13 protein-coding genes are annotated in these 14,137 nt (G+C 69.6%); 8 read left to right on the top strand and 5 right to left on the bottom strand.

Going from position 1 to position 14,137, the window contains the following annotated elements:
- From AS029_RS12685 to AS029_RS12650, 8 genes are all read left to right on the top strand, one after another.
- Positions 1-426: a helix-turn-helix transcriptional regulator gene (locus AS029_RS12685; RefSeq protein WP_058232949.1), complete on the top strand. Its 426-nt coding sequence runs from the start codon at positions 1-3 to the stop codon at positions 424-426.
- On the top strand, positions 423-881 hold the full coding sequence (locus tag AS029_RS12680; protein ID WP_058232948.1) for an ImmA/IrrE family metallo-endopeptidase: 459 nt from the start codon (positions 423-425) through the stop codon (positions 879-881). Before AS029_RS12685 ends, AS029_RS12680 begins: the two co-directional genes overlap by 4 nt.
- Before the next feature lies 1 nt (position 882).
- The gene (locus AS029_RS12675) at positions 883-2,028 is read left to right on the top strand and encodes a site-specific integrase (protein WP_058232947.1); all 1,146 of its coding nucleotides are present in this window, start codon (positions 883-885) and stop codon (positions 2,026-2,028) included.
- Between the two features lie 384 nt (positions 2,029-2,412).
- Complete coding sequence (locus AS029_RS12670; RefSeq protein ID WP_058232946.1) at positions 2,413-3,642, top strand: hypothetical protein; 1,230 nt, start codon at positions 2,413-2,415, stop codon at positions 3,640-3,642.
- A 147-nt stretch (positions 3,643-3,789) separates the two neighbouring features.
- Positions 3,790-4,953, top strand: a complete 1,164-nt coding sequence (locus tag AS029_RS12665; protein WP_058232945.1) for a twin-arginine translocation signal domain-containing protein — start codon at positions 3,790-3,792, stop codon at positions 4,951-4,953.
- Between the two features lie 52 nt (positions 4,954-5,005).
- The gene (locus AS029_RS12660; protein WP_058232944.1) at positions 5,006-6,202 is read left to right on the top strand and encodes a polysaccharide pyruvyl transferase family protein; all 1,197 of its coding nucleotides are present in this window, start codon (positions 5,006-5,008) and stop codon (positions 6,200-6,202) included.
- Positions 6,199-6,774: an acyltransferase gene (locus tag AS029_RS12655; RefSeq protein ID WP_082642298.1), complete on the top strand. Its 576-nt coding sequence runs from the start codon at positions 6,199-6,201 to the stop codon at positions 6,772-6,774. Before AS029_RS12660 ends, AS029_RS12655 begins: the two co-directional genes overlap by 4 nt.
- Positions 6,771-7,946 carry a glycosyltransferase gene (locus tag AS029_RS12650; RefSeq protein WP_058232942.1) on the top strand — a complete coding sequence of 392 codons (1,176 nt, stop codon included), beginning with the start codon at positions 6,771-6,773 and terminating at the stop codon, positions 7,944-7,946. The genes AS029_RS12655 and AS029_RS12650 overlap by 4 nt, the downstream gene beginning before the upstream one ends.
- A 63-nt stretch (positions 7,947-8,009) precedes the next feature.
- Here AS029_RS12650 and AS029_RS12645 read toward each other — a convergent pair whose 3' ends face one another.
- The 5 genes from AS029_RS12645 to AS029_RS12625 are packed head-to-tail and all read right to left on the bottom strand — an operon-like array spanning position 8,010 to position 13,868.
- Positions 8,010-8,873: an SGNH/GDSL hydrolase family protein gene (locus AS029_RS12645; protein ID WP_058232941.1), complete on the bottom strand. Its 864-nt coding sequence runs from the start codon at positions 8,871-8,873 to the stop codon at positions 8,010-8,012.
- Positions 8,870-10,516 (bottom strand): lipopolysaccharide biosynthesis protein, encoded by a 1,647-nt coding sequence (locus AS029_RS12640; protein WP_058232940.1) that lies wholly within the window; start codon positions 10,514-10,516, stop codon positions 8,870-8,872. The genes AS029_RS12645 and AS029_RS12640 overlap by 4 nt, the downstream gene beginning before the upstream one ends.
- Positions 10,513-11,337: a glycosyltransferase family 2 protein gene (locus AS029_RS12635; protein ID WP_167345271.1), complete on the bottom strand. Its 825-nt coding sequence runs from the start codon at positions 11,335-11,337 to the stop codon at positions 10,513-10,515. Before AS029_RS12635 ends, AS029_RS12640 begins: the two co-directional genes overlap by 4 nt.
- An 8-nt stretch (positions 11,338-11,345) precedes the next feature.
- The gene (locus AS029_RS12630; protein ID WP_058232938.1) at positions 11,346-12,959 is read right to left on the bottom strand and encodes an O-antigen ligase family protein; all 1,614 of its coding nucleotides are present in this window, start codon (positions 12,957-12,959) and stop codon (positions 11,346-11,348) included.
- 18 nt (positions 12,960-12,977) lie between these two features.
- Positions 12,978-13,868, bottom strand: coding sequence for a hypothetical protein (locus AS029_RS12625; RefSeq protein WP_058232937.1), 891 nt, complete (start codon positions 13,866-13,868; stop codon positions 12,978-12,980).
- Positions 13,869-14,137 lie beyond the last annotated feature (269 nt).

Here is a 14,137-nt window from a genome sequence, read left to right as displayed (position 1 = left end):
ATGCGCGCGACGTTGGCGCGCCGCGTCAAGTCGCTACGACTTGAGCAGGGCATGAAGCAGGAAGAGCTCGCCGAGAACGCGAACGTCTCTCGACAGACGCTCAGCGATATCGAGAACGGCAACACCACCCCGCAGGCGAAGGTGCTGCAGCGGATCTATGAAGTTCTTGGCATCGACATCGAACCCGTCTCGTTCGACCAGCAGACAGACATCTGGCTCGGGATCCTCGGCACCCTGATCGAGGCCGTACCGGTGGACCGCCGGCCCCGCGCAGTCGATGGCGCTATGCGCGCGATCACGCAAGAAATCAGCGCCCCGGACAATGTCATCCGCGGCCGCTTCGGCGCCGATGTCGGAACCCCCACCGAAGATGACCTGGACGCCGTAGCCCGCCCCACCGACCCGGAGCCCACCGACGAGCAATGACCCCTATCGACGAGTACCTCGAGGACCTCGCCCGGCAGGGCGGCATCCGCATCGAGCACGGGCGACTGCCCGACGGTCGCGACGGTCAATCCTGGACAGACCGCAGGGTCACCCGCCTTCGCCCCGGAATGCACGCGCGCCTCCACCGCTGCGTCCTCGCGCACGAGCTCGGCCACCACGCCCTCGCGCACACGCCCACCCGCTTCGGCCCGGTCCACGCGAAGCAGGAACGCGCAGCCGAGGAATGGGGCGCGCTGCGACTAATCACCCTCGACGACTATCGCCACGTCGAAGAACTACGTGACGGCCACGTCGGCGCGATGGCGCTCGAGCTCGGCGTCATGCGCACCACGCTCGAAGCATTCCAGGCCGTGCTCATGCGCGTCGGCGACGTCGTCTACGTGCAACCGAAGATGGGCGCCGGCTCCTGGGCACAGCGCATCGAGGTCGCCTGAGATGGCCCGACCTCCGATGCCCGTCGGCACGTGGGGCACGATCAACCGCGTGCAGCTCGGCCCTGGCCAGTGGGTGGCGCGCGCACGGTTCCGTGACTACGACGGCGTCACCCGCATCGTCGAGCGGGGCGGCCCCTCCGGGCAGAAGGCTGAGAACGCGCTCAAGGAGGCTCTTCGCGACCGCGCGCGCCTCCCCGCTGAGGACCTCACCCCCGAGACCCGCCTCAGCCGTGTCGTCGAGGAATGGACGAAGGAGCTCGAGCGCCGCGACGTCAGCGACGGAACGAAGGACCTCTACCGCCGCAACATGAAGCACATCGTCCGCGGCATGGGTGGGCTGCAGGTGCGCGAGGTCACCGTGCCGGCCGTCGACCGGTTCCTCGAAGCGCTCATGGTGAACAGCGGGCCCGAGACCGCTCGACTCTGCCGCGTGGTGCTCCGCGGCATCTGCGGGCTCGCCGTGCGGAAGGGTGCCATGCCCCTCAACCCCGTGCGCGACGCCGTCTCAATCCCGCGCAAGGCGGCCGAGCCTCGCACCCTGGACGTCGCCGAGGTCGTCCGCGCGCGCGCGCAGCTCGCCGAGTGGGACGCGCGCCTCACGAACGGGGGAGCGCTCCGCCGCACCGACATCGCCGACCCCGTTGACATGATCCTCGGCACCGGCATCCGCACCGGCGAGGTGTTCGCACTCCGGTGGGACCAGGACGTGCACCTCGTCGACATCCCGTACATCGAGGTCACCGGCACGGTGAAGGAGATCACGGGGAAGGGTCTCTACCGGCAGGGGTACGCGAAGACGGAGATGTCGCACCGCCGGCTGATCCTCCCGCCGTTCCTCGTCGACGCGCTCACCGAGCGCACTCGGGACAGCGAGTTCGTCTTCCCCTCCGTCACGGGCACGCTGCGGAGCCCGAACAACTTCCGCACCCAGTGGCGGAAGTTCCGCGCTGCGCACGGCTACGAAGACTGGGTGACGCCGAGGACGTTCCGCAAGGCGGTGGCGACCCTCGTCGCGACCGAGGCCGACGACGAGACGGCCGCCGGCCAGCTGGGGCACGAGTCGCCGAAGATCACGAAGCGGCATTACATCAGGCGGCTCCACGAGGGGCCCGACGTGCGTTCGATTCTGGAGCTGTTCGCGTCCTGATCCATCGCTTACCCATCGCTTTCGCTGGGAAACGTCGGGCACCGGCGGTCACCCAGGGTAAATGGTCGGGCCGGTATTGCCCGATCAGCGGGAGAAATCGGTAAGCCCCGATAGGCTTTGTCGCCCAAACGGGGGTTGCAGGTTCGAGTCCTGTAGCCGGCACCCTCACTGTTCCGCCGTCTCCCTCGCGATGCGGTCGCCCTGCGCCGTTTGCGGCCCCCCGCCTCCCGCGGTGCGGCGCCGCCGTCTCGCCGTGAAGTGACGCAGAGAACGTCCCTCGTCATATCGACGACACACCCGATGCGTAGGGTTGGAGCGACAGCGGTGGGGTCCGCTGGTGAGCGTTCGGAGCCGACAGTGACCGATATTTCCCGACGGACCGCGATGTCCTTCCTCCTTCTGACGCCGGTGGCGGTGGTCGCCGCGTGCGCGCCGGACGGGGAGCGCGTGGCGCCGACCTCTCCGGCCGCGACGCCGACGGTGGCGGCGGAAGGCGGGCTCGGCGCCGTCGGCCCCGCCGCGGCATCCACCCCTCCCGAGATCCCGGACTCCGGCGACGTCTTCGGTCCCACCGGCCAGCGCTGGCCGTCGCGGACGCCGCGGGCCTACGACGCGTTCGACGCGAGCGTGGAGTGCGACTGCACGTGGGAGGCCATCGCTGCCGCGATCGTCGCCGTCGACCGCGCCGCTCCGGACGGTTCCGCGCGCGTGCTGGTGCGACCGGGGACACTGTCGGGGAACGGAGCAGGATCGACGTCGGAGCCGGTGCTGTCGCAGGTGGGGCGTGACGGACGCGCCTCGCGGGTGCTCGTGATCCCGCGCGACGGCACGGAGTCGGTGACGATCGACAGCTCGCTGCGCATGGACGCCGTCGTGGGTGTCGCCTTCGCCGGCTTCTGGACGTTCCCCAAGAGCATCGTGCTCACCTCGACGCGCGACTTCGCCTGGGCGTGGTCGAAGGGGCAGGCGTTCAACATCACGTCCGGCGACAGCGGCCCGACCGAGGGCACGGAGTTCGTGGAGTGCGTCACTCCGGAGGCGGCCGCGGGGGATGCCGACACCTGGGCGTTCCGGACGGGATCGAACGCCTTCCGCGACATCGCGGTGCGAGGCTGCTACCTCGCACCGACCTACAAGGGGGAGGACTCCTCCGCGCATTGCGACACGCTCCAGCTCTCGGGCAACGCCGACATGGACGGGTTGCTGGTGGAGGGGACGGTGCTGTTCTCGTCGACCAACGCCGGCTTCATCCCGACGGCGGACGCCAGCGGGATCGTCTTCGACCGCACCCTGCTCGTCGGGGGCGACCGCATGTTGGAGCGCTACCCGCTGCCCGACGGCGCGAACGCCTTCACCTCCGGGCAGCCCGCGGCGGTGAACGCGGCCAAGTCCACCGATCAGATGAGCGCGAAGGATTCGATCTTCATCGGTCGGGTGCGCGGGACGTTCTCGCTCGCCGAGAACACGACCGTCTCGGCATCGGAACCGCCCGCGGCGATCAACGGCTCCTTCCAGTCCGACCCGTCGCTCGGCGACGTCGACTCGAGCTGGCTCCAGGAGAAGGCGCCCATGCCCACGGATGACCGGCTGCGGGGGATCTGGCGCCTTCGCTGACGCTCCACGCGTGGCGAGGCATCGCCGAGGGCGGGAAAGGTTCTCGGGTGTTCTTTCCCCGTTCGAAAAACGAAGATTCGATTACGTTCCGCGGTCGTTTGTGAAAAACGTTGTCTGCGCATTCCGCGTGCTCATATATTTGCGCGCATGCATGCCATCAGCCGCCGGTCCTTCATCGGATTCCTCTCCGTCGTCCCCGTGCTCGCCGCCTCCACACTCCTCACGCCGCAGGTCGCGTCCGCCGCCACCCTGACATCGAACAGATTCGGCCCCGACGGCTCGCACTGGCCGTCGCGGACGCCCCGACCCACCGACGTGTTCGACAAGACCATCGAGTGCGACTGCAACTGGACCGCCATCGCCAACGCCATCGCCTCGCTGCGGACGGTCTCGCCGAACGGGAACGTACGCATTCTGGTGCGCCCGGGGCGCCTCGCCGGAAACGGTGCCGGGTCGTCGGCGAAGCCCGTGCTGCAGGGTGCGGGTCAGGCCGGGCGCGGACGCCGCATCCTGATCATGCCGCGCGACGGGTCCGCCAGTGTCGGCTTCGACGCATCGATCCGCCTGGACCGCGTCGTGGGCGTCAGCTTCGTCGGCTTCTGGACCTTCCCCAACTCGCTGGTGCTCACGGGAGTCTCCGACTTCGCGTGGGCCTGGTCGAAGGGGCGGGCCTTCAACGTGTCGAGCAACGAGACGGCCGCGGTGTCGAACGTCGAGTTCGTCGAGTGCGTCACGCCGGAATCCCAGCTCACCGAATCCGATGCGTGGGCCACCCGCACGGCGGGCAGCACCGTGACGGATCTCTCGATCATCGGCTGCTACATCGCGTCGATGTACAAGCCGACGGGATCCACGGCGCACCTCGACACGTACCAGTTGTCCGGTTCGCATGCGCTGCGCAACGTCGTGATGAAGGACACCGTCATCTTCGCCTCGACCAATGCGGCATTCATTCCGACCGAACTGGCGAGCGGTGTGCGTTTCGAGCATTCCCTCGTGGTCGCGGGCAGCCGCATGCTGCAGCGTTATCCGCTGCCGGAGGGGGCGAAGAGCTCCTCGGGCGGGTGGCCTCAGGCTGCCAACGGGTCGGGGACCAACGGCGTTATGTCGGCGCGCGATTCCATTATGATCGGAAGCGTCCCGGGCGTCTGGGCATCCGTAGAGAACTCTTTCACATCGGCGACGACGGCCTACTCCAATTCCGGAGGTTGGACGAATGACCCGACGCTTTCAACCGTAGATTCCGCGTGGCTCGAGCAGCGCACTCCCACTCCTACCGATGAATACCTGAGGGCCATTTGGAAACTCTGATCACTCCGTCGCTTCGCCGGAGCCCCGTCCACGTCCTCCGGTCGAGCGCTCAGTGAGCGTGCTGCGCCGCCTGGCGAAACCCCTGCAGTCGGAGGGGCTGATCCGGCTCGTCGATCGCCTCCTGATCCGGGCCCGGCCCCGAACGGGGGCGCGCAACCACCTGCTGCTGGCCCCACCCGGACGCGGCAACATCGGCGATCAGGCTCTGGTCGAGGCCTTCGTCGAGAACGTCGACGGGCCGGTGGTGGTGCTGACCCGCTCGACGCAGGATTTCGACGTGCCCGCGGCCCTTCGAGACCGGATGCGCGTCGTCCCGCTTCCCGCCCTCGTCTACGGGTCGGCCGTGGGTCACGCACGCGACGTCCGCGCGCTCTCCCGGGAACTCCGGTCGGCGCGTTCGTTCTCCGTCATCGGCGCCGACATCATGGACGGCGCCTACGTGCTGCGGGCCTCCGTCAACCGGGCGGGACTCGCCGAGCGCCTGGCACGTCTCGGGTGGCCCACTCGCATCATCGGGTTCAGCTGGAACGCGGCACCGCACGAGCGGGCCGTCGCGGCGCTGCGACGCGCGGGCGACACGGGAGTGCGGCTGTACCTGCGCGATCCCCGGTCGGCCGCACGCGCGCGCACCGACGGTCTCACGGTGCACGACAGTGCCGACATCGTGTTCGCCGCTACCTCGCGCGACGACTCGCTCGTGGAGCGTCTGCTGCCCGATCTCGGCGACCGCGAGCTCGCGCTCGTGAACGCCTCGGGGCTCGTCGGCGATCGGCTGCCCGCCTACGTGCGGGTCGTTCAGACGCTGCGGGCCGCAGGCTTCGTCGTTCTGGTTGTGCCGCACGTGTCGCGCCACGGTGCCGACGATCTGCCGCTGTGCGAGGCCCTGGTGAGCGCTGCCGGCGAGGATGCCGACGTGCATCTCGTGCCGCGTCTGCTCGCACCGGCCGAGATCCGCGGTCTCGCCGCGCGGGCAGCCGTCACGGTCACGGGTCGCATGCACCTCGCGGTGATGTCGCTCATGGCCGGGACGCCCCCGGTGACGGTCGCCACGCAGGGCAAGGTCGAGGGGCTCATGGACCTGTTCGGAGCCCCCGAACTCTGCGTCGCTCCGGGCTCGTCGTTCGACGCCGACCTCTTCACCGCGGTGACGACGGCGATCGACGCGCGCGACGAACTGCGCGCGCGCATCCTGGCCGCACGCGACGCCGTCACCCGCGCGGCCCGACGCAACGTCGAGGGTCTGTCATGACGGGCCGGGGTATCAACCCGATGACGTTGATGGAGTACGCGACCCGCGCGCGCGATGCGGCCTACACGAAGATCGCGGCCACCGGGTTCGCCGACTTCGGCCGGGGCTCGCGCATCATGCTCCCCTTCCGCGCGGGCAACCCGCAGAAGGTCGTCGTCGGTCGCGACGTGCTCATCGGCCCGTCGTCATGGTTCATGGTGCCGCTGCTCGACGCCGCCGGCCCCGTCATCCACATCGGGGACCGCGTCCGGATGAACCAGACCTCGATCACCGCGGTCGAAGAGGTGATCATCGAGGATGCCGTGGCGCTCGCCCGCGGCGTGTACATCTCCGATCACACCCACGGATTCGACGACCCCGACATCCCCATCCGTGATCAGCCGCTGGCTCGCGTTGCTCCCGTCCGCATCGGTCGTGGCGCCTGGCTCGGGCAGAACGTCGTGGTCATGCCGGGCGTGACGATCGGCGCCGGCACCGTGGTGGGCGCCAATGCCGTCGTGACCTCCGACCTGCCGCCGCGGTGCGTCGCGGTGGGCGCCCCGGCCCGTGTGTTGCGGGAGATCGTGTCATGACGCGTGACGTCGTCTTCACCTTCTCGTACGAGACGTACGCCGACGCCGCCGCCCGCGGGATGATGCGCCCGCCCGACCGCATTCTGCAGACGCTCATGTCGTCCGACGAGGTGGGTCGGCTGCTCGTGGCGAACCCCTTCCGGTCGCTGGCGAGCATCGTGGCGCGGGGGCTGCGGCCGGCCGAGTCCTTCCCGGCTCGTGAGGATCGACGCCTGATCACACCGACGCGCTTGGCGCGTCGTGACCCCACCGGGGTGTCGGCCATCGTACGCACCTACCGCTCGTACGACGTGCAACTGCGCACCGCGACCGTCCGGGCGGGCATGACCCGCCCCGCGATCGTGACGACCAATCCGCTGGTCGCGGCCTTCTGCCCGTTCAGCTGGGCCGACACCGTCACCTATTTCGGACGCGACGACTGGCTCAGCTCGGAGGCCCGCCGGGCGTACTGGCCGGCCTACGCGGCGGCCTACCGCCAGATCAGCGAGAGCGAGGTCGGTGTCGCCGCGGTGTCGCAGCAGATCATCGACCGGATCGATCCCCGCGGACCCGCGACTGTCGTGCCGAACGGCGTCGATCCCGGCGAGTGGTCGGGTCCTCGCCCCGCGGCCCCCGACTGGCTGGGCGCGATCCCGGGTCCGCGTGCGATCTACGTCGGCACGATCGACAACCGCCTCGACGTCGAGGGCATCGCGGCACTGGCGCGGCAGCGCCCCGATCTGCACGTCATCCTGCTGGGCCCGACGCCCGACCCCGACTACACGCGCCCTCTCCGCGACGTCCCGAACGTGCACCAGCACGCCGGCGTCGGCCGCAGCGAGCTCGTGGCGGCTCTGCGCAACTGCGACGTGTCGCTGTTGTCGCACCGGCGCACGGCGCTCACCGAGGCGATGAGCCCTCTCAAGGTCTATGAGTACCTGGCTGCCGGTCTTCCGGTGGTGTCCATCGATCTGCCGCCCGTGCGTGGCATCCACGACCGGGTGACGTTCTCGGCCCGCACGGCCGACATGGGCCCGCAGATCGACGAGGCACTCACGCGCGGACCCCTGTCCGACGCCGACCGCCAGACCTTCGTCGACGGCAACAGCTGGAGCTCGCGGCACCGTGCGGTGCTCGATCTCATCCTGCGGTCGTCCGCCCGTCACCGCCCGGCGGAGACGTTCGCGGTCTGACGCCCCCGTCGCGTCCATCCGACATCCGGGAGGGAGGCGACGGGGGAGTGTCGCCGTGTCGACTCAGCCGCCGAGGGCCTTCCGCACCGCCGGCCACGCGGCTTCGGCCACCTTCGCCTGGCCGGACGCCGACGGGTGGAAATGATCGGCCGTCGAGATGTCGTCGAGCGAGAACGAGATGCGACTGATGGCTCCGTCATCCGTCGTGCAGGCCGACACCCCGGCGCACGCCTCGATGATGGCGGCGTTGTAGCCCGCCCAGGTCTCCATGACGGAGTCGCGCCGAGCCTCGTCGGCCGCGGCATCCGAGTCGGCATCGCCGAGGAGCGTCCGGCAGGACGGGCTCTCGTTCCACAACCGCACGATGGTGGAGTCGCTGCGTCCCGCCTCCCAGAGCTGGCGGATGTCGGGAAGCGAGGTGGCGACGATCGGTGCGTCGGGGACACCGGCCCGGATCGTCTCGAGCAGTTCGCGGTAGGTCTGCCCGAACTCGTCGACCGGCGTGATCTTGTCCATGCTGCTCGTGCACACGTTGTTCGTACCGACCGCGACGAGCACGAGGTCGGCCGCCTTGCCCTTCGCCTTCTCGACCGCGGTGACGCGGTCGGCGACGACCGCCCCCGGACGTGCCAGCGACAGCGGCTCGATCTCGGCGCCGCCTTCCGCGCTGACGAGGCGTTCGCGGATGGAGGAGACGGCGGAGTCGGTGCCGAGTGCCCACGAGGCCGCGGGGCACGCGTCGCGCGTGCCGCAGGCCGACATGCCCACCGACATCGAGTCGCCCACGACGGCGATCGAGGAGACCGTTCGCAGCTCGCCGGCCGAGGTCTCGGTCGGGGCGGGCGGTGCGGCTTCCGGGGCGGTGCAACCGGCCAGCACCAGGACGAGAGCCAGGGCGCTCAGGATCGCGGGGGGACGGGTTCTCATGATTTCCTCCGTGCGCGCCGGGAGTTCTCCTCCTCGAGCGCGGCCTCGAGTTCTCCGGCGGAGGGCTCGTCGGCCCCCAGCACGGTGGCGGGTACGTCGACGGGCGTGGCCTCGACACCGATCTCGGCGGCCGTCGGCTCCGCGTCGGCCGCGGCGTCGGTCGTCGGCGCAGCGGCCTTTCGCGGCGCGGGCTTGCGGGCCTGCTTCACGAAGTCGAGCATCATGCGGTAGTCACGGCGGTATCCGGGAACGAGATACAGGATGCCGAGGACGGCGAGGCCGGCGAGACCGCCCGCCACGACCTGGAAGATCGCGAGCGCGTCGACGAGCAGCTGCGCGGTGCCCCACGATGCGGCGAAGGCCAGACCGGCCGCGATCGCGGGACGGATCAGCGGGACGCCGATGTCGCGGCCGCTGCGCAGGAACGTGCCCTGGGTGGCGACGAGGAACCCGGGGATCAGCAGGGTCAACGTCACCAGGCCGTACAGCAGCGCCAGGCCGTTCACGCCGTTCCACGCCACGCCGACGAAGAAGGCGGCGATCACGATCGGGCGGGTGATGGCGTAGTACACCAGCTGACGGTGAGCGCGCCCGAGGGTGATGTAGATCCAGCCGTTGACGTTGCCCACGGCCTGCGCCACACCGGCCAGGGCGAGGAGCGCGAAGGCATCCGCCGCGGTGTCCCACCCCGGCCCCAGCAGCAGCAGGATGAGCGGGTGGGCGACCGCCGCGGCGATGGCGTACACGGGCAGCGCCAGGTAGCCGATGACGACCATGGCGTTGCTGATGTAGCGGCGATACCGCTCGCCGTCGTCCTGCAGACGGCTGAGCACGGGAAGCGCGACCCGGCCGAGGGGAGCCGTCAGCTGCTGCTGCGGCAGCAGGAAGAGCGCGTACGCGCGGGAGTACTGACCGAGAGCGGCGGCACCGATCTGCTGGCCGATCACCACGTTGTCGAGGTTGCGCGAGGCGTAGTTGAGCAGCTGGACCCCGAAGAGGCTGCCGCCGGTCGACAGCAGTGGCCGGATGTCGCGGCCGACGCGCGGGCGCCCCCAGCGGGGCTTGGCCGCCACCCACAGGGCGATCAGGCGGTACACCTGACCGGCGCCGGCGAAGACGACCAGCGACCAGACGCCGAAGCCGACGAGGGCCGCCACCACCGACAGGGCGACGCCGACGGCCATGGCGATGATGTCGATGAGAGCGAGGGTGCCGAAACGCAGGTCACGCTGGACCGACGCCTGAAGGGGCATGCACAGGCCGTTGATGAGGAGCGTCGGCGCGATGGCCAGCGTCAGCACGACGAGGCGGGGCTCACCGTACAGCAGGGCGATGAGGGGGGCGCAGGCGGCGATGCCGATCATCAGGACCGTGCCCAGGATCGCCGAGAACCACAGCAGCGAACGCCACTGGTCCTCGGTGAGCTTCTTGGCCTGGAGGATGGCGCCGGTCATTCCGAAGTCCCGCACGAGGTCGGCGACGCCGACGATCGCCATGATCATCGCCACCAGACCGAAGTCGGACTGATCGAGAAGACGCGCCAGCAGCATCGTCGAGATGAGCTGCAGGGCTGTCTTGATCCACAGACCGCCCGCGGTGACCGCGGCGCCGCGCGACGCCTTGTGCTTGAGGTCGCTGCTCATCGGCGTGCCGCCTCTCGCAGCGAAGTGTCGCGGTCCCACGCGACGGGACCGGCCGAACGACGCCGGGCGATGGCCTTGGGCATCACGTACCCCCAGAGGTAGAAGGGAAAAGACGCCCACAGGCGGGGGGTGCGCGCAACACGGGCGAGCAGGCCGCCCCGGTCGCGCTCCGTGCTGTCATCGGGCAGTTGGCGATTGCCGAGCTCGATGCGCACACCGCGGCGCACGAGCGCGCGCATGGTGCGCGGGGCGTGGACCGTGAAGGTCTCGCCGGCGAGCGTCATCCGCTCCTCCGGGGAGAAGCGCAGCTGCACGAACCGGTCGTCGGCGATCACATCGGGGAACGCCTCCCACCGCTTCCGGCCCGCGGCGTTCACCGCATACACGCCGGAGCCGACGTGACCGCGCGACCGGTACGACGAGGTGGCCCAGATGCGGCTGTGCGCGCGCACGGGCAGGCTCGAGCGAGACGGGTCGACGATCAGGCGGGGCGCTGCCGCGCGCGGGGAGTCGGTCGACGAGAGCGCCTCGGCCAAGGCACGCAGTGCCGACACCGTCAACGTGACGTCGGCGTCGATGTAGGCGCGCGGGAAGACCCGGGCCCGCTCGTCTCCGGCGTTCAGTGCCGCGATCTTCGAGCCCTGCGCGATCTCGACGACCTCGACCCCGGGTACCGCCGCCGCCTGTGCGGCGGTGTCGTCGGAGCATCCGTTCGCGACGACCACCACCTCGAACTCCCCGGGCTCGGCACCGCGGAGCATCCGCTCCAGGCTCTGCCGGACCAGGGGCCCCTCGTCGTGGGCGGGGATGACGATCGACATCCGCGGCGTCATGCGGTGGCCCCGGTCGCCGCCTGCGGGCGCGGCCACCGGACGAACATCCCCTCACCGGCTTCGCGCGCCCGCACCGCGGGCGGGCTGGCCGTGAGGAGCCAGGCGCCGACGGCGAGCAACATGGAATAGACGAAGAACGTCTGCATGAAGCCGAACGCGTCGTAGAAGAACAGGGCCGTGGCGTATCCGGCGCCGCTGAGGAACAGGGCGAATGCCAGCATCGCCCATCGCGGTTCGTCGCGCGCCGTCGTGAAGGCCCACGCGCCCAGCATCACCAGGGGCGCGAGGATGAAGATCGCCAGGCCGAGCACGCCGACGGCTCCGACCTCGAGAAGGGTGCCGAGCACCTGGTTGTCGAGGATGTAGGCGTTCTGCTCCTCACCGACGACGATGCGACTGCCGAGGCCCGTGCCGAAGAACGGGTACTGGGACGCCTGGATGAGCGAGGGGCCGAGATCGGCCAATCGTCCGGCGCCGCGGAACCCCGGTGAGGTCTGCTGCGAGGCGATCAGGCCGTCGATGTCGAGGAACGACAGGATCAGGGTGCCGAACACTTTCGGCACCGCGGCCGCGCCGATGGCCAGGGCGGGGATCCCCAGAGCGAACAGGGTGATGCCGAGCCACGGACGCAGCAGCAGCGTCAGCAGGAACATGATGCCGAGCACGATGACGGCGGTGCGCGACACGGCGACCAGCACGCCCATCATCAGGACGATGGTGACGATCGAGTACACCAGACGGCGCGTCCACTCGTTCTTGGGCCACCGGCCGTAGCGTGCGAGATAGATCGCGAGCGGGATGAGGATGCAGAACATCACCGACAGGGCGATGGGATGCTGCGACGATCCGAAGGAGCGGTATCCGCCGGCGCGGAAGGACTCGCCGTCGGCCGCGATGAGGTTCAGCGGCAGGAAGAACTCGAGCCGGTGGAAGACGTTGATACGCGTCACGCGCTCGAACACGGACAGGACGGCCACGACCGTGCCGCACCAGACGAGGGCGGTGACCAGGCCCATGGCGATGGTCTCGGTGTCGATGATCTGCCGGACGATGTAGAACACCGACAGCAGGACGACCCAGTTGACGAGCGTTCCGACGGCGCTGGAGCCGAGGTTCTCCTCGACGAGCTGGGTGCCGTTCATGGGGATCGACACGAGCAGGCTGATGAAGAAGAGCCCGATCGGCCAGCCGAAGCCGACCGGCTTCCACGTGCGGTCGCGGTCGAGCAGCAGCGCGGCGATCATCCCGGCGAACATGACGACGAGCACGAGACGGTAGGCCTCGAGCTGGAAGGGGAGCGGGATGGGAAGGGCATAGCGCCGGATGGGGATGAACATCACCACGGCGACGAGGATGCCGAGCCACCCGACCCAGGAGGTCAGGATCCGCCGCGCGAGCACGGCGAGGGCGACGGCGATCATCACGCCGCCGGCCGCGATCGGGGGCAGGAAGATGACCGAGACGGCGGCCACGGCGATGAGGATCACGGCGGCGAGGATCATCCGGCCGGCGGGCAGGGTCACCTCGTCGTCGGTCACCGCCGGTGCGGCGGGAGGCGACGCGGGGGCAGCATCGAGCGGCCCCCGCGTCGGCGATGTGTTCAGCGACACGGGAGGAGCCTGGTCAGCTCAGGCGTCGCTGCGAAGCGGTGCCGACTCGACGCGGGAGGACCGACTGCGCACGCGCGACGGGTTCGCGCCCGTCGCGGAGTCCGGGTCCTGTCCCGGCAGGAGGTCGTCGAACGAGAACTCGGCGTCGTCCTCGGCGGGCTGCGCCGTGGTCGATCCGCCCCGGGTGCGACCGGCCTTGATGGCGCGCTTGCGCTCACGGGAGGCCTTCGAGCCGGCGATGATGTACGCCGCGGCGACGAACAGCAGGAAGACGCCGAGGAAGGTCACCACGACCGGGATCGCCGGGTTGGAGCCTTCGACGGCCGCTGCGGCCTTCTCGTCGATGGTCGTGATCACGACGCGGTTGTCTTCGGGGATCTCGGCGGCGTTCTGGTCGGTGACGACCTGTGCCTCGAACGTCTGCGCGGCGACACGCGAGATCTGCTCGGCGCGCTCGGGCGACGTGGCGGTGCCGACGACCTCGAGGATGGGCAGCACGTAGCGACCGGCGAAAGACTCGTCGCCGGCGGGCTGGGTGGTGCGGCGCAGAGCGGTGAGCGTCTCCTCCTCGGAGAAGGCGCCGATCTGCGACTCGACGGTCGCGCGCATGTCACGGCCGCTGATGAGGTAGGCGTACAGGATGGCGCGCGAGGTCAGATCGACGTTCTGCGGCTGGGTCTGGCCCTCCTGGAGCTCCTGCCCCGGGATGACGGCCTGGTAGAGCGGCTGGTCGGGGCCGTTCAGCAGCAGGGTCGTGCCGGCGCGGTAGGACTGCTCAGCACGCGGCTCGACCTGACCGTTGACGATCGTGAAACCGGCGAAGAATGCGGCGACCGCGGCGACGAGAGCGCCGACGACGAGGAGCCACTTGCTCTTCCACAGGACAAGCAGATACTTCGGAATTTCCATTGTTTCCCCTCCAGTCGCCCCCCCGGGCGACGATGTAACTTGAGCCACCTATGGCGAATGAGAGGATCCCCGAAGACACCCCATGACCGGCAGAACCGATCGACCTCACCTTGACAGTATGCGGGCAACGTCTGGTATTAGCGATTCGCACGTGTTACAACGTCGCGTCAGTCCGGTGTACAACAAGTGCTCGACTTGCAATGCCGACTCCCCGTGTCCACAGTAGGAGACCGGCGAGCATTGACGTTTTCAATTCGATGCCCGCCCGA

Origin of the sequence: Microbacterium enclense (assembly GCF_001456955.1) — a bacterium.
In the GTDB taxonomy this organism is placed as follows: Bacteria; Actinomycetota; Actinomycetes; order Actinomycetales; family Microbacteriaceae; genus Microbacterium; species Microbacterium enclense.
Note: the sequence above shows the minus strand (reverse complement) of the source record. Positions and strands in the feature narration are given on the sequence as shown.

Coding starts and splice junctions, on each gene's coding strand:
- AS029_RS12685 (WP_058232949.1), top strand. CDS start 1: ATGCGCGCGACGTTGGCGCGCCGCGTCAAGTCGCTACGACTTGAGCAG.
- AS029_RS12680 (WP_058232948.1), top strand. CDS start 423: ATGACCCCTATCGACGAGTACCTCGAGGACCTCGCCCGGCAGGGCGGC.
- AS029_RS12675 (WP_058232947.1), top strand. CDS start 883: ATGGCCCGACCTCCGATGCCCGTCGGCACGTGGGGCACGATCAACCGC.
- AS029_RS12670 (WP_058232946.1), top strand. CDS start 2,413: ATGTCCTTCCTCCTTCTGACGCCGGTGGCGGTGGTCGCCGCGTGCGCG.
- AS029_RS12665 (WP_058232945.1), top strand. CDS start 3,790: ATGCATGCCATCAGCCGCCGGTCCTTCATCGGATTCCTCTCCGTCGTC.
- AS029_RS12655 (WP_082642298.1), top strand. CDS start 6,199: ATGACGGGCCGGGGTATCAACCCGATGACGTTGATGGAGTACGCGACC.
- AS029_RS12650 (WP_058232942.1), top strand. CDS start 6,771: ATGACGCGTGACGTCGTCTTCACCTTCTCGTACGAGACGTACGCCGAC.
- AS029_RS12645 (WP_058232941.1), bottom strand. CDS start 8,873: ATGAGAACCCGTCCCCCCGCGATCCTGAGCGCCCTGGCTCTCGTCCTG.
- AS029_RS12640 (WP_058232940.1), bottom strand. CDS start 10,516: ATGAGCAGCGACCTCAAGCACAAGGCGTCGCGCGGCGCCGCGGTCACC.
- AS029_RS12635 (WP_167345271.1), bottom strand. CDS start 11,337: ATGTCGATCGTCATCCCCGCCCACGACGAGGGGCCCCTGGTCCGGCAG.
- AS029_RS12625 (WP_058232937.1), bottom strand. CDS start 13,868: ATGGAAATTCCGAAGTATCTGCTTGTCCTGTGGAAGAGCAAGTGGCTC.